This is a genomic window from Olivibacter domesticus (assembly GCF_900109575.1).
GTDB lineage: Bacteria > Bacteroidota > Bacteroidia > Sphingobacteriales > Sphingobacteriaceae > Olivibacter > Olivibacter domesticus.
The window spans coordinates 111,938-135,011 of the sequence record NZ_FOAF01000006.1 but is presented as its reverse complement, the minus strand read 5'-3'; the positions used below and the strand labels follow the sequence as shown (position 1 = coordinate 135,011).

19 protein-coding genes are annotated in these 23,074 nt (G+C 39.7%); 15 read left to right on the top strand and 4 right to left on the bottom strand.

The annotated features are described in order from the left end of the window. Positions 1-228: 228 nt before the first annotated feature. From BMY50_RS19535 to BMY50_RS19525, 3 genes are all read left to right on the top strand, one after another. The gene (locus BMY50_RS19535; protein WP_093327853.1) at positions 229-2,139 is read left to right on the top strand and encodes a polysaccharide biosynthesis protein; all 1,911 of its coding nucleotides are present in this window, start codon (positions 229-231) and stop codon (positions 2,137-2,139) included. Positions 2,140-2,293: 154 nt separating this feature from the next. After that, positions 2,294-3,046 (top strand): tyrosine-protein phosphatase, encoded by a 753-nt coding sequence (locus BMY50_RS19530; protein WP_093327851.1) that lies wholly within the window; start codon positions 2,294-2,296, stop codon positions 3,044-3,046. Between the two features lie 93 nt (positions 3,047-3,139). After that, positions 3,140-3,325, top strand: coding sequence for a hypothetical protein (locus BMY50_RS19525; protein WP_093327849.1), 186 nt, complete (start codon positions 3,140-3,142; stop codon positions 3,323-3,325). A 106-nt stretch (positions 3,326-3,431) separates the two neighbouring features. On the opposite strand, the gene BMY50_RS19520 is transcribed toward BMY50_RS19525, so the two are convergent. Further along, positions 3,432-4,262, bottom strand: a complete 831-nt coding sequence (locus tag BMY50_RS19520; protein WP_093327847.1) for a ferritin-like domain-containing protein — start codon at positions 4,260-4,262, stop codon at positions 3,432-3,434. Positions 4,263-4,272: 10 nt separating this feature from the next. Further along, complete coding sequence (locus BMY50_RS19515) at positions 4,273-5,085, bottom strand: ferritin-like domain-containing protein (protein ID WP_238383829.1); 813 nt, start codon at positions 5,083-5,085, stop codon at positions 4,273-4,275. A 128-nt stretch (positions 5,086-5,213) separates the two neighbouring features. Here BMY50_RS19515 and BMY50_RS19510 point away from each other — a divergent pair, with 128 nt between their 5' ends. Beyond that, on the top strand, positions 5,214-5,762 hold the full coding sequence (locus tag BMY50_RS19510; RefSeq protein ID WP_093327845.1) for an RNA polymerase sigma factor: 549 nt from the start codon (positions 5,214-5,216) through the stop codon (positions 5,760-5,762). Between the two features lies 1 nt (position 5,763). Then, positions 5,764-6,579, top strand: a complete 816-nt coding sequence (locus BMY50_RS19505; protein ID WP_093327844.1) for an anti-sigma factor — start codon at positions 5,764-5,766, stop codon at positions 6,577-6,579. Here BMY50_RS19505 and BMY50_RS19500 read toward each other — a convergent pair. After that, on the bottom strand, positions 6,576-7,040 hold the full coding sequence (locus BMY50_RS19500) for a nuclear transport factor 2 family protein (protein WP_093327842.1): 465 nt from the start codon (positions 7,038-7,040) through the stop codon (positions 6,576-6,578). The two genes, BMY50_RS19505 and BMY50_RS19500, sit on opposite strands and share 4 nt — an antisense overlap. 767 nt (positions 7,041-7,807) lie before the next feature. Next, positions 7,808-8,236 carry a nuclear transport factor 2 family protein gene (locus BMY50_RS19495; protein WP_093327839.1) on the bottom strand — a complete coding sequence of 143 codons (429 nt, stop codon included), beginning with the start codon at positions 8,234-8,236 and terminating at the stop codon, positions 7,808-7,810. Positions 8,237-8,693: 457 nt separating this feature from the next. Here BMY50_RS19495 and BMY50_RS19490 point away from each other — a divergent pair, with 457 nt between their 5' ends. The 10 genes from BMY50_RS19490 to BMY50_RS19445 all read left to right on the top strand — a co-directional run bounded on the left by BMY50_RS19490 (position 8,694) and on the right by BMY50_RS19445 (position 23,073). Next, positions 8,694-9,071, top strand: a complete 378-nt coding sequence (locus BMY50_RS19490) for a hypothetical protein (protein ID WP_093327837.1) — start codon at positions 8,694-8,696, stop codon at positions 9,069-9,071. Between the two features lie 112 nt (positions 9,072-9,183). Further along, a complete protein-coding gene (locus BMY50_RS19485; protein WP_093327835.1) occupies positions 9,184-9,777 on the top strand; it encodes an RNA polymerase sigma factor in 594 nt (197 codons plus the stop codon). 88 nt (positions 9,778-9,865) lie between these two features. Then, positions 9,866-11,050, top strand: a complete 1,185-nt coding sequence (locus BMY50_RS19480; protein WP_093327833.1) for a FecR family protein — start codon at positions 9,866-9,868, stop codon at positions 11,048-11,050. A gap of 130 nt (positions 11,051-11,180) precedes the next feature. Further along, complete coding sequence (locus BMY50_RS19475; RefSeq protein WP_093327832.1) at positions 11,181-14,444, top strand: SusC/RagA family TonB-linked outer membrane protein; 3,264 nt, start codon at positions 11,181-11,183, stop codon at positions 14,442-14,444. A 211-nt stretch (positions 14,445-14,655) separates the two neighbouring features. Then, a complete protein-coding gene (locus BMY50_RS19470; RefSeq protein ID WP_238383828.1) occupies positions 14,656-16,254 on the top strand; it encodes a RagB/SusD family nutrient uptake outer membrane protein in 1,599 nt (532 codons plus the stop codon). Between the two features lie 570 nt (positions 16,255-16,824). After that, positions 16,825-17,115, top strand: a complete 291-nt coding sequence (locus tag BMY50_RS19465; protein ID WP_093327830.1) for a hypothetical protein — start codon at positions 16,825-16,827, stop codon at positions 17,113-17,115. Further along, positions 17,105-18,103 carry a hypothetical protein gene (locus BMY50_RS19460; RefSeq protein ID WP_093327828.1) on the top strand — a complete coding sequence of 333 codons (999 nt, stop codon included), beginning with the start codon at positions 17,105-17,107 and terminating at the stop codon, positions 18,101-18,103. Before BMY50_RS19465 ends, BMY50_RS19460 begins: the two co-directional genes overlap by 11 nt. 418 nt (positions 18,104-18,521) lie before the next feature. Beyond that, a complete protein-coding gene (locus BMY50_RS19455) occupies positions 18,522-19,898 on the top strand; it encodes a WD40/YVTN/BNR-like repeat-containing protein (protein ID WP_162276640.1) in 1,377 nt (458 codons plus the stop codon). Next, positions 19,895-21,274, top strand: coding sequence for a WD40/YVTN/BNR-like repeat-containing protein (locus BMY50_RS19450; protein WP_139202300.1), 1,380 nt, complete (start codon positions 19,895-19,897; stop codon positions 21,272-21,274). The genes BMY50_RS19455 and BMY50_RS19450 overlap by 4 nt, the downstream gene beginning before the upstream one ends. 17 nt (positions 21,275-21,291) lie before the next feature. Next, entirely contained in the window at positions 21,292-23,073 is a 1,782-nt protein-coding gene (locus BMY50_RS19445; RefSeq protein ID WP_093327819.1) for an IPT/TIG domain-containing protein, read from the top strand. Position 23,074: the final 1 nt, after the last annotated feature.

Sequence of the window (23,074 nt, the reverse complement as noted above, 5' to 3'; positions counted from 1 at the left end):
TTTTAAGGTTAAAATAATTAATCTACTAGGCAACTAGATTTGGTTGGTTTTTGTTTATTTTTGAACAAAATAACCTGAAAAACAATTGGTTGGCTCGTGTTGTTAACTAGATATTAAACGTTTGTTAAGAAGCTTGTAAAATGGTTTTTTGGCATATAAATGGTAATCACGTTAAGTGATTTTTTTTTCTGACTTCATAAAAAATGAACAAAATAAACAACGAATCTGATGAGGAAAATTTTACTAGATAATAAGGTGCTCCCCCGGTGGATTATCTTTTTAATCGACCTAGTATTAGCCAGTTGGTCTTTTGTGTTGGCTTATTTTATTTCTGAAGAATTTCAGTTCCCGGATATCTTACGCGGTCACTTTTTAATTTATACAAATTTATACGTGGCGGTTTGTATTCCCGTTTTCTTGGTTTTGAAAGTGCACGTAGGCTTAATCCGCTACTCCAATATGCGTGATATGTTGCGCATATTCACAGCTATTTTAACATCGAGTATTATTTATACCTTGTTAATTATCGCCGTTGTGGAGCCTTACTTTGGCATACATTCCCTTCGTGTGAGAGAGGTGCTCCTAATTAATTTCTTTATTGGTTCTTCTTTGCTGATTTTTCTGCGTATTGCAGCTAAAGGTACTTTTCAATATTTTCACGATCGTCTTTCAAAAAGAGATCGAGTACGGGTGTTGATCTATGGAGCAGATGATAAGGCCGTGCTGGTGAAACGGGCTTTGGAGAGCAGTGTGACCTCTAAATTTATTGTGATAGGCTTTATTGATACAGATCGTTCTAGGTTAAATAGCTTAGTGGAGCAGAAGAAGGTATACCATATTAAGGATCTTGGGCTCTTAAAAGAAACAAAGCATGTCGACCAGCTCCTGTTATTAAATGATAAACTAGGGGAACGGGATAAACAGGTAGTGATAGAGCGTTGTCTACGTATCGGGATTCAAGTAGTTACGGCTCCTACGCCTGATAAATGGCTGTCGGGAACGATTGGTGAATCGCAGATCAAAAATCTTAAAATTGAAGATCTCCTGCAGCGGAAGCCTATCGAAATAGATAATGCAAAGGTAAAGGCAGATTTATTTGATCGAGTAGTATTGGTGACAGGTGCGGCGGGATCTATTGGTTCCGAAATCGTTCGCCAGGTCATGACGTATCATCCTCGCTTGTTGATTCTTTGTGATCAAGCGGAATCACCCTTGCATGATATGCAGTTGGAAGTGGAGGAAAACTTCCCCGACATCAACTGTGAAATTGTGATTGCTGATGTACGCAATGTACAGCGTATGGAGAAATTGTTTAGGCAGCTACGTCCGCAGGTGGTGTATCACGCAGCTGCGTATAAGCATGTGCCTTTAATGGAAAACAACCCTTATGAAGCGGTGAGTACCAATGTGAAAGGTACCCGTATCATGGCGGACCTGTCTGTTCAATATGGCGTGGAGAAATTCGTCATGGTTTCTACCGATAAAGCAGTGAATCCAACGAATGTGATGGGAACCTCTAAGCGCATTGCTGAGATTTATACACAGAGTTTAAACAACGCGCATTTCAATAAAAATACACGTTTTATAACCACGCGCTTTGGAAATGTATTAGGGTCAAATGGCTCTGTCATCCCGAGATTTAGGGCGCAGATAGAAAAAGGCGGACCGATAACGGTTACGCACCCAGAGATTACGCGTTATTTTATGACGATTCCGGAAGCCGTGCAACTGGTTCTGGAGGCTGGAACCATGGGGCAAGGGGGGGAGATCTTTGTGTTTGATATGGGTAAACCGGTTAAGATTGTGAACCTTGCGCGTAAAATGATTAAGCTTGCTGGTTATGAACCAGGAACCGATATTGATATTGTATATACTGGACTACGACCAGGAGAAAAGCTTTATGAAGAGTTGCTGAATTCAGAAGAGCTTACGTTGCCTACACACCATGAAAAAATCAGCATAGCACGCGTAATTAACCACAATTACGTAGACGCTACCTTGGAGATTGATAAACTCCTGGAATTGAGTAAAGGTTCTGATAATATGGCATTAGTTAAACAAATGAAGACTATTGTCCCTGAATTTTTAAGTAAAAATTCGCCATTCGAAGAACTCGATGAGGAAAATGAGTTGATTTAGAAATTTTTCCTCCTCTCAACCGATTTTTATGAACAAGGTTATTCCCTTCAATAATTTTTTGGAATAACCTTTGCTTCCATTCAGATAATTTTTAATCATAATTATAATATATGCAGTAAACTTTACTTTTATTCATTTTTAATCGCTAAACACAATGCTTTCTATTTTTAAATCCGCTCCGATAAATTTTCCTATTGCTGAAATATTACATACCGACATGCATTCGCATATACTGCCGGGTATTGATGATGGTGCGAAAGATGTAGAGGCTTCGATTGTTTTAATTAAAGGGTTAATGGCTTTGGGCTATAAAAGATTTATTGCTACACCGCATATTATCAGTGATATTCATCCGAATACACCGGAAACGATTGCTACAGCGGCCAAAAGCCTGCAAGAAGCCCTGGATAAAGAGGGGCTCGACGTAGAGATTAAATATGCGGCAGAATATATGATGGATGGTGAATTTGAAGGGTTGATGGAGAAGGGCCCTTTACTTAAATTGGCAGATGATTATGTGTTGGTGGAGACCATGTTTATGGCAGAACCGCCTAATTTGAGTACGGTATTGTTTGATATGCAAACGCATGGTTACAAACCGATAGTGGCACATCCAGAACGTTATCACTTCGTTTTTAATAGGCCGGGAAAAGCGGAAAGAATGAAGGATAGAGGGGCTTTACTACAGATTAATGCCCTGTCTTTGACTGGCTATTACGGCAAAAATGAAAAACATACGGCGATTCAGTTGCTCGAGGCTGGTTTGGTAGATTTCATTGGAACGGATATTCATCATGAACGCCACTTAAAAGCACTTAATAATTTTGCTATCGATAAGAAAGTAATAGGCTTGTTGGAGAAGGCTTCATTTAAAAATAGTAGCTTAACGCGCAAAATTAGTATCTGAACAGACAGAACAGTTGGAGCTTGTTTCTTAAAATGGAGAGAGGCTAAACATTTTCTACCTTAGTTTGTTAACTCCAAATAAATACTTAAGACTATGGGATTATTAAGAACACTGCTGCTAGGAGCAGCAGCATATGGAGCGTACAAATATGCAACTAAAAAAGATGTGAACGGAAGATCAATGGTGGATGATATAAAAGAAAAAGCACCGGAATGGAAAGAGAAGATCAAGCGATTTAAGGATGATGTAGAACGAGGCTTCCAACCAAAAGATGTTTAGAGAAAGACATTTTAAGAGATAAAATCTGGTATGTCAAAAGAGGTGCCGTGAAGCACCTCTTTTTTACAACACACATATCCCTTTCTATCATTCAACAGGTTATAGGTTAATTCACAATAAAAAGTCCGGCAATCTGCAGTACAGCTTCTTTAGACAGTGCCTCATCAAATGCTTCTGTAGCGGCATTAACACTGAGCTTTCCGCCTATGCCATTGAGCGAGGTAATATCGGCACCTGCTTGTACTTTATTGTCTTCTCCGGCATAAACATGATCTACCGCGCCTACACCTGTGTCATTCGCGCCGGTAATCCAAGGTTTTAGATTGGCGGCAGCACCACCTCTTGCCCTGCGCATCTGCCGAATATGCGACGCGTGTCTGGCTTCAACAGAGTGGATATTTAACGCGTAACGGAGTATGTCATCATTTTCCATTAATTCACCTGCTTGCCCTTTGTAGGCTCTTACACCGGTATCTTCAAAGGCATTGGCTACGGCCAAAAAGGTATCGTAATTAGTAAATACATCCGAAAAGGCTCCTCCTGCGGTAAAATCAAATGTTGGTTTACCTACAGCGGCTGATCCCAATGCTGTTTTAAGAAAGGCAACATGCTGGTCTTCATGTTCTTTGATTACGGTGATGGCACCTTGAGCCGTAGCGTTGGGAATCAATCCGCCAGCTGCTAGTCCTTTCGTGTAAAATTCGGCTTCTAAGTACTCAAGCGTTAAAGCAAAGTTCAGCACGTCTATTATTTTTTGCGGGATGGTTTGTCCGTATGCCTTTTTAAATAAGCCACCCATGGCGAGTGGTATGGCTGCAAGTGTTACCTTTGCGCCGAAAGAGCTGAGTGCTTTTATGGCGGCGCGACGTGGATTTAATCTTTCATGGATCTCGGCATCCACCTGTTCAATGTTTTTAATTATTTCAAAAAGATTCATAGCTTTCAAATTAGTAAGTAGGTAAATCCCTGGCGTTAATTTTTGTTTTAATAAATGGAGCTGCAGCGGTAAGCACCTTCGATGGGCTCAGCGATTTTTCCAATCCGTTCATATCGATGACATCGCTTCCAGCAAAACTTCCGTTCTGAATTAGATCGCGTACTAAAGCGGCATGCCTTGCTTCTACAGAAACAATCTTACCGGCTAATAATAGATATTCTCCCTTTTCTATTAATTGACCTGCACCATTGTAGGCCGAAACTCCTAAGTCTTCAAATGCCTTCGCCGTGGCAAGAACACTATCTCTGCTGCCAAAATTTATGGAAGAGAAATCGACTTCTAAATTTGGAATGGCGCTTGTTTGTAAAGCTGCCTTGAAAAATTCGCGGTGGGCAATCTCATGGTCGCGAATGTCGGTTAACAAGGCTTTTTCTAACTCTGAAATACCGCTGTAAGGTGTTTCTGCAACTTTGGTATAAAAGGCTGCTTCCAATTGCTCCAGTGCGTAAGCATAATTTAATATAGCAATGTCTCCTTTTCCCAAATATACGCCTTCATCCATCCCCGGGAAATCATTATCGTCTTTACTGCAGCCTGCAACGGCTAATGCGGTAACAGCCATGCTTGCACCAGCATATTTCAGAAAAGAACGTCTTTTTAAGGCGGTAGTTGTTGAATTTTCTGTACTGTACAGATCTTCTTTTTCTTTTAAATATTGATCATTCATAGGTAACTGATTTAAAATATTTCCTTTTAAGAAGATATACGATAATAAGGAAGGCTTGGATTTACCGTTGCTGTTTTTTTGTTTCTTTGTGTTCATGAATAGCGCTGAAATAATGAGCGTGATAAAAAAAGCAGCAATACAAAACCAAAACGAAAAAATACTCGTATATTACTCCAGACAAAAGATATATGGTTTCTAAAACAAGGTTAAACAGCATACATTAATTGGTACCCTTACCCAGTTATACCGATGAAGAATTGGTTCTATTGCTGAAAAGTAAGGACCAACGTGCGTATATTTATCTTTATGATAATTATGCAGGTGCTTTATTTGGTATTATTAAGCGAATATTAGGTGATGGGGAAGAAGCTAATGATGTGCTGCAGGAATCATTTGTTAAAATTTGGCGTAACATTTTTCAGTATGATACGACTAAAGGTCGATTGTTTACATGGATGATAAACATCGCCCGAAATACAGCGATCGATTATAAGCGATCCAGTCAATCTAAAAAAGACGAAGTAACGAATAGCTTGGAAGAACAGGTAGGTAATACGGTGGATGAAAATTTCGTTACCTATATAAAAACCGATCATTTAGGATTGCAGAAAATAATAGAACGTTTGGCTAATGATCATCGTATTATTATAGAGCTATCCTATTTTCAGGGATATACACAGGATGAAATTTCAAAAAAGCTTAATATTCCCTTAGGAACTGTTAAAACAAGAGCGCGAGCCGCATTGATGCAGCTAAAGCAAATATTGAATTAAATTGGATATTAAAGAATACATATCGTCAGGAGTTATTGAAGCATACGTGCTCGGAATGGCAACGGATGAAGAAATTCGCGTGCTGGAAGAGGTATGTTCGAAATATCCGGAAGTTCAGCAAGCTTTAGATGAAACACAGGCAACATTGGGCAAATTGGCTTTAGAAGATCAGGAGCATCCACCTGTAGCATTAAAGTCGACTATCTTAAATACCTTGGTGCAGGAAGGTTTAGTAGACGAGGCAATGGATACATCACAAGAGATGCCAATAGACAACAATCGCCCGAATGAGAGGTCTACCAATTGGTATGCACTGATGGCTGCTGCATGTGCTTTGCTCTTAGTTATTGGTACCATTTATCATATAAATACCGTTAAGGAGCTGAAGTCAAAATTAGCTGATCTTGCTCTACAGGAACGAAACCTCTTAGTGGAGAACGTGAACTTTAGGGAGCAGCTTAAAAATAAGGAAGAGGAATTGTTGGTAACGACAAAGGCTTCTGTTATTAAATATAATCTGGCAGGAGTTCCGGGACATGAGAAGAGCGCTGCTACACTTTATTGGGATAAGGCAACAAAAGAAGTGTTTCTATTGCCACAAAATCTCCCTGCTCTACCGCTTGGTAAGCAATACCAGTTGTGGGCAATTGTAGATGGAAAGCCCGTTAGTGCGGGTGTTTATACCAAAGATGATCTGAGTGTCTTGCAGAAGATGAATACTGCCGAACGGGCTGAAATGTTTGCGATAACGATAGAGAAAGAAGGAGGAGTAGAGCAACCAACACTCGACCAAATGGTGGTTGCTGTTAAAATTTAAGGCTGCTCGGAAACATCGGTTTTATTGTCCCTGAAGGTCGTCACTATTTGATTGACTTTCCATTTCTTACCTTCCGGACTTAGCATCAAATAGTCTATCCGGGTAAATTCAAGGTATTTCATTTCCACTTTAGCGATGGAGCATCCGTCGTTTTGTTCGAGAACGGCAGAGCTGGTAATACAGTCCTGTTCTATATGCTGATGTTTTTTTATAAAATTGATCAGCTGGCTTTTGGTATGCGTAATCACCTTGCCATTTGCAGTGGTACGCTGACGAAATTGGTCACTGAATAGCTCTCCTATATTTTCAACGATACCGTATACCACCGTCTCGATGTATCTTCCCAGAACGTCAGTAGCGGTCTGTTTAATTGAATCTTTCATGCTTGCGTTGGTAGAGCTTGTGCTAACAGCTATAACTATCATAACTGCAAGCGTGATTTTGATCATAATCTTCATCATATTGTTGTTTAAGGGTTAACTAAGTAACTATCGGATAAATTGTCGAAGGAACAGCTGTTCGTCAGCTAAAAACTGGCCTTCAAATCTTCGGTCAGCACAAGCTAAGCAAAGGGCTAACGTTGAAAGAAGATTTGCAGCCAGGAGTTTTTGGGTACCTTTTTGCGGAAAAAAGGTATACGACATTGGTAATGTAATGAAGTGGAAACATCTCAGCTTAAAATCGTTATTTTTTCGATAACACACTGTTTGATAGCTTATACTGGTAAAGCTATGGTGCTAGAAACTATTATTTTTAACGAATAGACCAATAGATAAAGAGTAGAGACGAAATGATGAATTTTGTAGTTTTGATGTGTGAAAAAACATCTTAGTCCTTATCTAATAATTTGGGCGTTAGGAAGAAATTGTCCTGGAAATAGCCGCTCGTTAGCTAAAAACTGGCCTCAAAACCTTCGGATAGCATAATCTAAGTAGTGGTAGTTCCTTAGAAAGAAGGTTTTTCATTGTTGTGTTAGTTTTAAGGGCAATGAAGCTTGCTTCGCAGGTTAAGCCAGGAGGTTTTGGGTACCTTTTTACGGGAACCTCGAGCCTATTGGCGAGAAGCTTGAATACCTTAAAAAGTAAACAATTGATGAAAAAAAGGTACATGAATTAAGGAGATATAGAGAGAAAATGTTGAAAATACTATAAAAAGAGCGGTTGCTATTCGAATAGCAACCGCTCAGACACTTATTTATATAATAGACTTCCTACTGGAAGATGTGATTTTATTCGTAGGTAGTAACCACCTGATTCACTTTCCAATCAGCGCCTTCTCTGCTTAGCGTTACATAATCTATTTTAGTAAAATCACGGTATTTCATTTCCACTTTAGCAACAGAATAATCGCCGCTCTGCTCTAGCACGGTATACGAAGTGCTACAGTTTTGTTTTACGTTTTGGTGTCCTTTAATAAAGCCTATAACCTGCTCTTTACTGTGGGTGATAACCTTACCATTGGCATTCGTGTTATGACGAAATTGTTTGCTGAAAAGCTCGTTGACGTGTGTTACATTTCCTTTGGTGATGGTTTCAATATAGACATGTACACTGTTATCTGCGGTTGCTAACAGGGATGGATCAGTTTCTGCCTTGGCAAAAGCACTTGCTGATATAATTAAGATGGCTGTGAAGAAAGGTGTGATGAACGTTTTCATAATATTGTTTTTTAAAATTTATAATTTGTTTTCTTTTATGTTGTTGTTAAATGCGTTAAGCTTGTTTGTTGATTCAAAATTAGCGTATAAGGCATCGCTGGCCTATGAGAATTAGGCCAACAGAAAGAAGAACTCGGTAAATGGCAGGAATTTTTCGGTGAGTTAGGTGGATAAAGATCTGGCTTGAATAGGTTGATGGACTCGAATAAATTTTTACGCGGTTTTTTTATTTCTCATTGCTTCATGCGAACACAAGGCTTTGTATGCTTAGATTGTGATAAAACGTACATCCGTCCTAAAAGGCGCAAAAAATAATACAAAATATATCTATATTTCCTATGATAAATGTAAAATACAGGAATTTTCCTGTGTCGATATGTGAAATATCCTCTAGCTAAATCCTTTTAAAGGTTGTTACTTTGTCATCACAAACTACCTAGTAAAAAAAATGAAGAGTATGGATAAGCATTATGGTGAAATCATTGAAAGGACCATTAGAAGAAACGGTTACAGTATCAGTGAACTTTCAAGATTGATGAGTGTAAATAGACGATCTATTTATAACTGGTTCAACCAACCTAAATTTAAAACAGACATTATCTTTAAAATAGGTTGTGCACTTAAGCATGACTTTTCAGTAGAATTTCCTGAACTATTTTCATCGGAAGAGTTTCAGAAAGCATTTAGTCAGAAAAAGTTTTCTGCTGAAGTAAATGTTGTTGAAGAGATGGAAAAAGTTAATTATTGGAAAGACAAATATATTAACTTACTGGAAGATTACACGCAAGCACTTTCTATGCAATCGTCCGGCATTGTACAACGCATAGCAAGATAATAGCATCTGTATGATATTCAAAAAAAGCTACCTCCTGATTGGGGTAGCTTTTTTTTTGCGCTTTACTCAGAAATATTATATTTGCTAGCTACATACTAACTGATAGCCAAATATGCCGCCCCCTCTGAGTGTAAACCCTTTGTTAATTGCACAACTCCGCAATGGAAGCGAACAAGCTTTTCAGTCGATTTACCAACAATATCATCAGGCGGTTTATCGCTTTGCCTATGCTTTCCTAAAAAACGATGAGCTTAGTAAAGAGGTTACGCAGGAGGCCTTTCTGAGTTTATGGATTCATCGGCAAGATTTATCAGAAACACTACCGCTATATCCCTATCTATTTAACAAGGCAAGGCGTTTAACCATCGATGCCTTTCGGCGTATAACAAGCGCCTCTCGTATGCAGCGGGAGTTGATGACTGTGCAGGAAACCCTAAGCAACGAAACCGAGGACACGGTGTTGTGGAAGGATCTGCAACAGATTACAGCGGACATCTTGAAAAGCCTACCTAAACAGCAGCAAATGGTTTTTAAATTGAGTAGAATGGAAGGCCTTTCTTATGAGGAGATTGCTAAAGAGCTACACATTTCTAAAAATACGGTTAAATACCACCTGGTTTGTGCACTGAAATCCATCAAGTCTCAACTCGCAAGATACGATGTATTATATGTTGCCTTTATCTTTTATTGTTCCTTTGTGAAATAATTTTTACCATTTCCCTACCCTTCTTTTCATTTGATACGTTAACTCTCTTATAAAGCTATTATAGCTTTTTATAAGGATAGAAAAACGCATGACGAAAGATCGCTTATTGTTATTGGTTACTGCTTATCTTGAAAATCAGATTCAGCCAGCAGATTATCAGGAATTGGTAGATTATATTCATCAACATTACGAAGACAAAACCTTAGCGGATGTGATCAACCAACTGAGCGAAGAACTGGAATTTGCGAAGGATCAAGAGGTACCCAGTGGAGAGATCTATCAAGCAATTATGCGTGATGAACGATTTAATCGGGGGAGGCGATCTTTTTTTTCAAAGAAGAAATTGCGGAAGACCTTATGGGCGAGCGCGAGTATTGCTGCAAGCATAATACTGATGCTTGTAATATTCAAAGTTGAGTTTAAATGGCCAGGTCAATCATCTTCTAAAGCTAACCTTGCAAGCAAAATTGTTCCAGGAAGCAAAAAGGCGGTGTTAACCTTAGCGGATGGCAAAACAATTGAATTGGATTCTTCTTCCAGCAAAGCCTTGGTGATGCAAGGAGACGCGCGCTTACAAATAGATAAGGGAACATTAATGTATGAGGCAACGGCAGTGGATGCAAAAAACACGATCCCTTTACAAAACACGATTACCACACCGGCCGGGGGCGAATACCAAGCAGTGTTACCTGATGGAAGCAAGGTGTGGCTCAATGCCGCCTCTTCTATCCGTTTTCCAGTGAAATTTACGGAAGGAGTGCGTAAGGTATCCATTACGGGGGAAGTGTATTTCGAGGTGGCGAAAAAAAGGGAACAGCCCTTTTTTGTGGAAGCGAAAAACGTGCTGGTAAAGGTTTTAGGAACACACTTTAATGTGAGTGCCTACCCAGATGATCAGCAAGTGCACACCACCTTGCTGGAAGGTAGTGTGCAAGTAGCAAAGGGTGATAATAAAAGTCTGCTTAAACCGGGAGAGCAAGCAAGGGTTCGAGATCAAGGAGAAGAAATTGAAGTGCATAAAATTGATATAGAAGAGGTGCTGGCTTGGAAAGAGGGTTATTTTTTCTTTAATCATGAACCGCTCGAAAGTGTCATGAAAAAGATGAGCAGGTGGTATGATGTGGAAATCGTTTATAAGGGTGATTTGAGCGGGAGAAAATTTGATGGAACAATCTCGCGAATGGATGATATACAGCAAATGATTAAAGCGTTAGAGATGCTCAAAACGGCACATTTCGTTATTGAAGGAAGGAGGGTGATCGTTATGGATTGACGCTACTTACATCGTGGTAACGAGCGAAGGCAAAAGAGTCAGGAGTAGTGGAGTACCCCTGACTGACATGGCCTTTTAGCCAATAGTTTATCAATTAAGTTTGGACCTACATTAATAAACCTAAAATCAAATGTATAAAAAATATACGGCAATTTTTTGCCTTGAAAATACGCGCAAACTGTTTAGATTTTTGCTGATCATGAAGGTGACTCTCATGCTGTTGCTCCTCTCCTTAAACGTCAGTGCAGCCTTATACGGGCAAACGGTCAGCCTGAACAGGAACAAAGCAACATTAAACGATATCATTAAAGATATCAGAAAGCAGAGCGGGTTTAACATCTTGATAGATGCTGCTGTTTTAGATGCAGCAAAGCCCGTTACTGTAAACCTAAAGGATAAATCCTTGGAAGAAGCCTTACAGAAAATTTTGTTTGCACAAGGCCTCTCGTATAACATCATCGAGAAAAACATTATCATCTCAAAAGAAGAACCCAAAGCGCTTGAAACTATTGTAAAAAAACGTTCGATCAAAAGGAATGTGCAGAATGTAATCGGTACGGTACGCGATGCGAAGGGGGAGCCGCTTCCGGGGGTGAGTGTTTTAGTAAAAGGAACGAACCTGGGTGTGCAGACGGATGTTGATGGGCAGTACCGAATGGAGGTAGGCGGAGACGCCATCCTTATATTCAGCTTAATGGGCTATGCTACCCTTGAAGTAAATATCAAGGGTCGTTCGAAGATGGATGTCGTTTTAAAAGAGGAGAGTCGCCAAATGGAAGAGGTGGTGGTAACGGGCTATAATACCATTGAAAGAAGACACGTGGCGTCTTCGGTGGTGGAACTTAATATGGATCGCGCCACCAACCGACCGATTTTTAAACTGCAGGAAGCTTTTAGCGGCACGCTCCCAGGTGTAACGATGATGCAGGGAAGTAATATGCCTGGATCTGTTCCCGGTGCCATCTCCATACGAGGGATCAGTACCTTACAAGGGGCGGAGCCATTAGTTATTGTGGATGGTATGGAACAAAGTCTTACCGATCTCGATCCCAATCAGATTAAAAGTATCAACGTATTAAAAGATGCTGCCTCTGCTTCTTTATACGGATCAAGGGGAGCTAATGGGGTAATTGTTATTGTAACAAAGCGTGGTTCAACAGGCCAGTTCAAGGTGGACCTACATTCGTGGACTTCGTTTAGTGAACCCATTGATTTACCTCATTTAGTTGGATCTGCAGATTATATGCAGCTCAATAATGAGGCACACCGCATGCAAGGACAATCAGAGTCTTTTAGCCAGGAACAGATTGCACTGGCAGATGAGGGGAAATACACAGAGGTCGATTGGATAGACGAGGTGATGCAAAAGCGGGCACAGGCAAAGAATTTTACTTCCAGTATCTCGGGCGGGGGTGGTGTGGGTACCTTCAATTTGATGTTGGGTTATCTTAATGAAGGCGGACTGAACCGATTTGAAGGGTCCGAGAAATTCAGTGCTCGGTTCAATACGAATATTAATGTAGCCGATAAATTTGTGTTGCTGGCGGATTTCTATGCACACCGCTTGCAGGTCAATCGCTTACAGCTTGAGGATATCAACGGTGATCCCAATGATCACTGGTTGTACCAAGATGCCTGGAAAATGAATCCTACGCAGTCAGTTTTCTATGAATCAGCTCTTCCTGAACATTATATTTTGCATAATAACCTGAATCCTTTGGCCGCCATTGAGCATGGATGGAGGCGGAATAATATGTATGATGTGAGTACGATTAACCTGCGTCCCAAATATTTTATTAAAAGTAATTTATTCCTGGAAGGAAATGTTTCTTATACGATCGATAAGTCGGCCAGCAAGGTGAAACGCTCGACTTTTATGTTTTACGATGCGAACGGTAAACCGGCTGCCACCTGGGCAAACAATGTCGGATCGAAACAAGGGGTAAGTGTAAGTCAGCTCACCGCGCGGGCCAACGTAAATTATGAGCAAGACTTCAGAGGGAAGAAGGATAAATTGTATTTCATAGCGGGATCGGAGATTATGAATTATAACTATACTGATTATCGGGAGGTAAGCAAGGCCTCGTTTTTCGGAAAAGCAAACTACTCCTTTGATAACCGTTATTTGTTGGAGGTTACGGCGCGTGCTGATGGAAGCAGCAAGTTTGCGCCGGGCCATCGCTGGGGAACTTTTCCTTCAGCCGCCATCGCCTGGAATATACAGAACGAGCGGTTTTTTGAGAAAATCCGTTCTTCTAATACGATCACTAACCTAAAACTACGGGCTTCTTATGGACTGATTGGTAATGAAAATGTTGATCCCTACTTGTGGCAGGAAAATGTGAACGATTGGGGCTGGACGATGCGGGTGCCAAATCCGGAATTCTCCTGGGAAAAGCAAAAACAATGGAACGTTGGGCTAGATCTTACAGCGCTCAATAACAGGCTTAACTTAACAGCGGAGATCTATAGAAAACATTCTTATGATCTTATTTACGATCGTTTCCCCGTACCGCCGTTAACGGGGTCTAATAACCTTGAATCGGCCGTTAATATCGGATCAGTTGAAAATAAGGGATGGGAAATAAGTGCGCAATGGTCGGATAAAAAAGGTGATTTCAGTTATACGCTTGGAGGGATGTTGTTCGATAACCGGAATAAGGTGTTGAAGGCAGGCTATGGCGCCAATGACACCTTGATCTTTAAAGACAATGAGAACAAAGTCTGGTACCCCGGTATTGCGCTCGATAACTACTACGGTTACCAGAGCAATGGCTATTTTCAAACACAAGAAGAGGTGAATAATACGACTGCAAAGCTGCCTAATACCTTGCTGGGTGATATCCGTTACATCGATCAAAATGGCGATGGGGTCATCAATGAAATGGATCGGGTTGATTTAGGTGACCCCTTTCCACACTTGAATTATGCGGTTAATATTGACCTAAAATATAAACGCTGGGACTTTACCATGATGGGGCAGGGTGTAGGTAAGCGTACCGGCTGGCTAAATGGTTTGGAAGGCTATCCGGTGTTAATGGACGGTACTAACAATAGTTTGGGTACGCCACGACAGGAATATATGGATAACCGATGGACTCCGGAAACCCCTAATAGCCGTTATCCAAGGGTATGGACGGGTGCCAGTTCGAATGCCGTGCTGAGCGATGTTTGGCTGAGCAATGCTGCATTTTTTCGTATTAAAATGATCCAGATAGGCTATACTTTCCCACATATATCCAAGAGCATTCAAAATCTGCGCATCTATCTCAATGCCCAGGATGCCTTTACCTTCACTAAGTGGGAAGGCTTAGAACCTGAGCGCAATGGCGGTAATGGCAGTTATCCTAGAATGGCAATTTATAGTTTCGGCCTTCGGGCATCCATCTTATAAATCAAAAATACATGATAATGAACCCGGCATGATTAAAATAATTGTTAAATACAGGGTAAAGATTATTTATTCACGGATTTTAAATGGTGCTTTTGTGTTCATGAGCCCTTCGGGGTTTAATCATCAAAGGCTCCATCTGACAACTAAACCGCCGAAGGCAGCATGAATGCCTTTAGAAGCATGCAATAATGAATAAACAAAAAATAAACTGATGAAAGCGAAAATAATAATACTGATCATGCTTGCCCAAACATTGATGGGCTGTGAAAAGTTTTTAGATAAAACAGATCCTACGGCTACGACTTTTCAGGAGTTTTTCGTAGATGAAGATGATCTTAGGCGTGTTGTTTACAGTGCCTACTTAGATGTATTCACCAATAGGACTGATAGGCGCCTTTTATTCTATATGAAAGATGCACGTACAGATAATGCGTATAGTCGTTCTGAAGGTGATCATCACCAACGGATTGCGAATGGTACCTTTAACAGCAATACAAGAGCTTTTGAATACTATTGGACCTTATATATGAAGCATATTGGGCGGATTAATACCTACCTTGCCAATATTCAGGTGCCTTACGTAGAAGATGAAGCCGTGCGGGAACGGTATAAAGCAATTTTGGAAGGGCTTCGTGTATGGCTATACTTTGAAGTGACGATGCGCTGGGGCGATATTCCCTTTGTGTTGGTGCCCTCAACTATTGAAGAAGCAAATGTAGCACCTACTCCACAAGCGCAGGTGCTGGAGAATCTTTTTTCGATGGCAGCAGACATTGCTGAACGTTTACCTGCGGATCAGTATACAACAAATAAATACATGTTCAATAAATATTCATTTAAGGCACTTGTTATGCGTTACGCGCTATTCACTGGACGTTATGAGCTAGCGGCGCAGTTAGCAAAGGAAATTATGGATAGTGGTAAATACCAATTATATGGAAACTATGGCGATTTGTTTCAATATAAAGGTGATCAGATAAACAAAGAATTTATTATTCATATGGATCGTGAAAGTGTAGGGAATGGTACTACTTTATCGTTCCGTGATCTAGGGCCACATTTTCGTACAGGAGATGGCCAATCGTACGCTGTTCCCTTGAAATCGCTGGTAGACACTTATTGGACCTTACAGGGAAGGCCTATTGATCAATGCCCTTTACATACAAAAGAGGAGTATGAATTAAATCCTTCCCTCAATCGGGATCCTCGGTATGCAGCAAGCATTATGGGGCCGGGAGATACCTTTTACGGTGAAAAAATTGATATTTATACATCCGGAAACCCCATGTATTATGAAAACCAACGTGCCAGTAAGTCGGGCTACTGGTTTAGGAAACTCGTGCCGGAAGATGATGCTTTTCGGGAGGGCACGTTAACGTATGGTCTTCTACGTTATGCCGAGGTCTTACTTACCTACGCCGAAGCTAAAATGATGCTAGGTGAAGTGGATGAATTAGCGAAGAGTTGTATTAATCAGGTGCGTGCCCGGGCAGGGCTGGACATGTCGATCGCCGATGTGACGCTACCAGCTTATAGTGCTTATACTCAAGATCAGTGGATCACCTTATTACGTAATGAGCGGCGTATTGAGTTTGCGGGAGAAGGATTGCGTTATGAAGATATTCTAAGATGGCGTCTTGCAGAACAGGTGATGAATCAGCCTGCTTTGGGACATACCCGTATGGTGAATGGAAATAAAGTGTCACTCAAAATTGAAGATCGCTCCTTTGCGCCTAATAACTATTTGTGGCCCTTTCATCAAACGGTATTGCGTGTTGAACCGCATCTTAAACAAAACCCGGGGTATTAGTGAGTGTTGGATTGATGAGAGAAATAACTAATAGAGATGTCTAGAAAGCTTGTGGCCGTCATTTCGACTGGAGCAAAGCGCAATGGAGAAATCTGATAAAGTTAAGATTTGATATTAAAAGCATCAAGGTGGTCCTGATCGATCGCCTTGATGCTTTTATGTATATATGATGGACCTCCAACACCATCTCTGCTGAATGTTACATAATCTGCTTTGGTGAGGGAATAATTTTCATCCTGTTCTATAAAAATTTATTTTTGAAGGTTATGGTTTTTTATTTACTTTTGTGGGAAATCAATCTAAACAAGAATTTAATTAACATAAGCCTATAAGACAAACATTTACTTCAACCTATACGAAAATCGATTTCTTGATTAAAATAGCTTGGCTGTGTATTATGCCCATCTTTTGCTGTTCATTTTTTTTCTGAGATAGAAAAAAATGATTTCATAATGCAGTGTTAAATTAATAGTATGTTTAATTTTTTTTGTAAATATTAGAAATGGTTAATAATGTAAAAATAAATTTTATTTATATATTTACTGCTCATTAAACAAAATAAATTTTAATATGAAAAAAATTTTACTGATTGCTCTCTGCTGCGTGAATGTTTTTATTGCGTGTCAGAAACAAACTCCAGAGTACGAGTCAAAAATTGCTCCCGAAATCGAAGTAAAGGCATTTAAGTTTTTATCAGTTGTGCATAATGTTGATGTTAGCCAAATCAGATATGACGACACAAAGAACTTTGTTCTGATTGGGGATAATTATAAAATGCCAGTTGAAGAATTAATAAAGAGATATGGCGAAGCGAACGTCTATAAGGCAGAGTTTGAGAAAGGAGATGAGAATGAAAATTAATTTTCTAACATCGGCACTTTTATCGTTTTTTCTGCTGTTATGCAGCGTCTGTTCTGCATATCCCCTTTTGATACATGCGGCTATAGATGGAGTACCTTTAATAGACGGAGTGTTGTCTACCGAGATACCTGTTCATAACACGGAAAAAACATATACACTTAGGTTTACATTCTCGTCTTGGGATCATGGCAATGCACGAGAGGCCGTCTATTATTATGTCCGACTGAGATTTAGGGATGGGTCAACTAAATCAGCTACAGATCAGTACCACATTCCGACAAGTGCCTTTAAGAATACTTATGTTGACGGAGCGATTACCTTTAAAGTACCAAAAGATATGTGGGATGGACAGGTTGAATTCGTTTACGAATCATCGTCAGGGCCTCTCGATAATAGACAAGTCTATAACTATTTTCGGCCTTTTCCAACACAAAAATGGCAATATCCAACACCACCTGCTGAGCGTGCTATACCGCAAGTGTGGGAAAATATTAAGTTAGATGTTATATATAACCTGTCAACTACTACAGATTATTACGTTCAAAAGGCGATTAGAACATCAAACGTTAAACCAGTGATAGTTCAAGGGCAAGCAATATATTCGCAAAATCTGGAATATATGCTTGAATTTCAGAATGATGGAAATTTAGTTCTGTATAGAAGAGCAGACCGAGGAGCCATTTGGGCTGCCAATCACGCATGGGTTGGAAATATGCGATATCCTGGCGAGCTTTGGTTCTACGAAACAGGCGAATTAGCTATTGTAAGAAAGCTTCCTGATAGGGACCAAAAGCTTTGGGTATCTGGCTCATATGTTGATCCGAATTCTCCTAACGGGAATTTAGCGAAGTGGGCACAGATTCTTGTTCAGAATGATGGAAACGTGGTAATGTATGCTGGCTATAATAAAGAGACAACAAACGTGCTTCCATTTAGAACGCAAACAGGAGGAGGCCATCGTAGTCCCCATTATGGTTTTCTACGCTAAACTGTTTTAAGTAAGAAGAACAACAAGTAATTCAATAAATGTTATAAAAAGCATCAGGGCGGTCAATAGGGACTGCCTTGATGCTTTATGTATATGATAGACTGCCAATCAGCACCTTCCTTGCTTAACGTTACATAGTCCACTTTGGTAAAATCACGGTATTTCATTTCTATGTGGTAATGGAATAATTTTCACCCTGTTCTATAAAAATTTATTTTTGAAGGTTATTGTTTTTTATTTACTTTTGTGGGAAATCAATCTAAACAAGAATTTAATTAACATAAGCCTATAAGACAAACATTTACTTCAACCTATACGAAAATCGATTTCTTGATTAAAATAGCTTGGCTGTGAATTATGCCCGAACCTCTTGATGTTTATTTTTCTTGGTCCAGATTGGATATTATTTAAATCTTATATGCAATATTATAATCTGGTTATTCGCTATTACTTCGGTATATCCATGCTGCTGGCATTTATTTTTATTATCTCATGTAAAAAGGATGAAAAACCTGTAGACCAACCAGATACCGAGATAAACCCTCCTGGTGATTTTTCGGTCAAAATGGAGATCATCAAGGGTGCCGATCAGGTAGGTTATTTTCAATACGATCTACCTGATACAGTGATTATCAAAGTTACTCCCAAAAACCCCGAAGATCTTGAAAAGTATAGCGTTCGGATTGGAAATCAACCTGACAGGCCTAACTATGCGATTCGCTTGGCTGCAAAAAATGCAGACGATACCAGTATCTATTTCAAGTATTTGTGGAAATTGGAGGAAAATACGAAGCCAGAAGCTGTTTTTTATACATATTTCAACTGTGCCGACGATATCTTCTATATTGGTGGCTGCAAAGCATTAGATTCAATTAAGGTTTCGGCAACTGTTAAAGAAAAATGGCTTCAATTATATGCTAATAATAACAGTTATTTCCAAGACATGGTATTTTTAGATAGCTTGCACGGGATAGCCTCAAGTGATTGGAGAGGTTTGTTCAAAACAGCGGATGGGGGTAATACCTGGGTACAGGATAATGGAAGCTTTTCGGGTTCAGCAAGAAGTGATACCTACAATATATGTTTTTTTGATAACAAAATCGGACTGGTTGAAGTAACAAATGATTATGCCTATTTCACCAGCGATGGTGGCCAAAATTTTGAATTCGAAGATTGGCAACCACCCATTGGAGGACATCGAAGTGTCCGTGATTTTTATATGACAGATGCGAATACCATTTTTGCTGTCGGGAACAATGGTGCAATACTAAAATCGATTACTAAAGGAAAGAGTTGGCAGAAATATAACGGCTTCACCTTTATAAATAATTTGAGAAGCGTAGTTTGTCTGGACAAAAATCACTGTTATGCATGTGGCGATGTTGGAAAAATTCTGAGAACCGACGATGGCGGAGAAAAATGGACGGAGCTTCCTATCAACTTAAATAATAATTTATACACAATTTACTTAATTAATCAAAACGAGGCTCTAATTGGTGGCCAGGGCGGTGCATTGATTAAAACGACGGATGGTGGCCAAACTTGGCAAAGAATGTATATCGGTATCGGCACTGATATTTTAGCAATTCGTTTTTTTGATAGTAAGCGCGGTGTAGTAGTGGGCGCATATGGTGAGATAGCTAGTACCGTAGATGGAGGATCAAGCTGGAAAACAGAGATGATTGCCAACTATGGTGCAAGTAATTTAAGTAAAGCTGTTATTAAAGATGAACATACTGTATTTGCATTAAACAATTACCAGATTTTAAGGTACGATCTAAATTTAAATCCGTGAAAATTACCGTTCAAAAATTGAAATCATTTACAATGATGCTGACGCTTTGCCTATTGGTAATGACAGCATGTAAGAAAGAAGATAAGCAACCCGAATTAACTTGGCCAGATGACGATAGGGTAAGTGCTATTGAACTGATCAGTGGGGATGGGCAATCAGGAATATTTGGGGAACAGCTGAAAGATTCTATCGTAATGAAGGTTGCTGGAAGGGAAGGCATGAATCGATATTACTGGTTAAAATATCGGTTTCTAGAAGGAAATGGTAAGGTGAATGCGGTGTCTTCTAATCCATTCGATTATGTGGATATTTCAAGACCGGATAATGATGGGTACGTTAAACTTAAATGGGAATTAGGCTGCAATAAAGAGGAGCAACAACTTGTAGTGCTGCTTTATTCGGACACTATTTTCAATAACCCGGATTACCTACCCAATAAACCTGCTGATGATTCTGTTATCGTGTCTGCGAAAGGAAGTAAACCACAAGGCTGGGGAAAAGCCTGCGGTTGCGAAATAAATGATTTTTATTCTTCAGGGATTTTTTCACATAACGGGAAACTGTACCTTGTAAGCCCTAATATGCGGAACGGCGGCCTTTACGTGTCTGAAGATGGGGGGATTAATTGGATGCCACTTCAAGCTTTTCCATTTAATAGCGAGATCGTTAGCGCACGTTTTGGAGAAAATAATCGTCTTTATGTGCTAACTAGAGATGCGGGCATTTACTACTCGGACAACCTTTCTAACTGGTCGAGTTTAAATAATGGACTGCTCGGACTCAGCTACCCTTCGGCTTTTCTGGTAGAACCTGATTTTATGTTCGTTAGCTACGATTATAATGGCCTATTTCGTACAGCTGATAAAGGCTCTTTCTGGAAGAAATTATTGGTTGAGAATGAGTACGCAACACCTTACAGATTTATAAGTCGCCACGCAAACAACAATCTTTATCTTTTCGATAAGTGGGATATGTTTTACGTTTCTAAAAACAATGGAGATTCATGGGAACGCATATTTATAGATTATCAGTACAGAAGATCTACGATCGAAGATTTTAAGGTGGGGCCAGACGGAAAGCTGTATATCGGTTCAGGTGATGCAACCTTGGCCATTATTTCTCCCGACAATTATGAAGGTATAACCAAGAGTTATTACACACCGAACTCTTCTTCGCAGCATATCAACCATATCCAGTTTTTTAACAATCAAGTTTACTTTTTAGTTAATGGGTCAAATAATGATGGTATTTATAACAGCGTAGGATGGAGTAAAGTAGATCTTACATTCAAAGATCGCATATATAATTACCATATAAAGGAAGATGGTGACTTTCTGTTGATGACAGATCGCGGCGTTTATTATAAAGTTAAATAAAATCTTAATCTAGCAATATGTTAAAGGCTTCAGTAAAATCAAGTACTTGGTTTTTAATCTCTTTTTTATTTATAAATAGCTTTTTTTCCTGTAAAAAGGAGAGTCAGAGTACGCCGCAGCAATATGTGAAGAACATAACGGTACGTAATGTGGATTCATTAGGCGCCCTATTTTCGGCTCAATTGGTGGGTCTAGATCGGACGCAGATAAAAAAAGTTGGTTTTATATGGTCACTGGAAAAGGATCCAAAGAGTACTTCCGATCGATTTTTGGTTGAAACGGAAAAGCCTGATCTGGACGGCATCATTACGTTGAAAGCAGAAACAGGGATTGACAAAGACGTAACCTATAACTTGTGCGCATTTGTTGAGCTAACGACTGAAACGTATTATGGAGACGTCATTTCCTTCGTGGGTAAGGGGAGTAAAGGTGTTGACAACTTATTGTTTAACCGAAACCAAGGTACATGGGGTGATACGATAACGGTGCGAGGAAAGAATTTGACATCAGCTGCAGGTCAGTTGGCTGTACATATGAATAACGCAAAAGCTGAAGTGATTTTTGCCAATAAAGACGAGATCCACTTTGTTATTCCGGCAGATGTGAATGTTCCAAATCCTGTGATTAAGCTCTCTGTTAATGGTTCTGAAAGGTTGTATGAGTGGTTTTTCCTGAACCAGCCTTCCATTGACTCAGTATCACAGAAATATTTTAGAATGGGTGAAACGGTTACGGTATATGGTAAGAATTTCAGTCCAATTGTCGCTAATAATAAATTAACATTTAATAATCAATCAGTCGAAATTACTGCGGCAACCAATAAACAGATTCAATTTAAAGCTCCGCAAGCAACGTTAAGTGTTGGAGCTAAGCTAACTATACAAACAATTGCTGATCCGACAACTTCAGAATTTGATGTCTTTCAGCTGGTGCATTACCGTAAACTTTCAGATTTTCCCGGTCCGGCGTCACTTGGATTTTTTGCGGAGGCCCTGAATAGCAAAGGATACGTAGGCCTTTCGTATCTTGATGGCGATAACAACTATTATTATCATCATGAGATTTGGGAATTTAATCCCTCAAGTGAGCAGTGGACGAAGAAAATAGCGTCTAGTGCCAATTCTTCTCCTTTAAGCAGCGCATCGTTTGTTTTAAATAATAAACTATGTGCTCCAACAAGTGTTTCGTATCCCTACTGGCTTTCATTTGACCCCTTAACGGGAGAAATTAAAGGAAATTTTTTACCAAACAACACGCAAAATGTTATAGATGCATTTGTAATTGACAACACTGCTTATTGCGTAATCAGTTTGATAATTGATCAGAATCAAGTAATTAAGCTGTTGAAGTTAATAGAAGGTGATTGGGTTGATATTGGTAATGTAAATGACATGAATACAGACGGCGTAGGATTTGTCCTTAACGGAATGTACTATAATGCTACCGGTTATAAAGACTATCTAAACCCAAATGTAAATAGATATGACCCTAAAACGAATCAATGGAAAAAAATGAGCGACTTTCCTGGAACCCTTCGCCGGGGAGCGGTCGGCTTTGTCATTAATGGTAAAGGTTATGTATATGGCGGGAATGATAATAGTTCTCCTGTAAAGGATGTATGGGAATATTCACCTGATACAGACTCCTGGAACTTAAAAGAACATATCGTATCGGAAGCGCACTCACGATTCGCCGCCTTTGAAATGGAAGGTAAGGCTTACATCATCGGTGGCGATAAAAATTATAGCGTGAACTACTATGGCACCGCTTCAAAGGAAATATGGGTATTTGAGCCTTAAA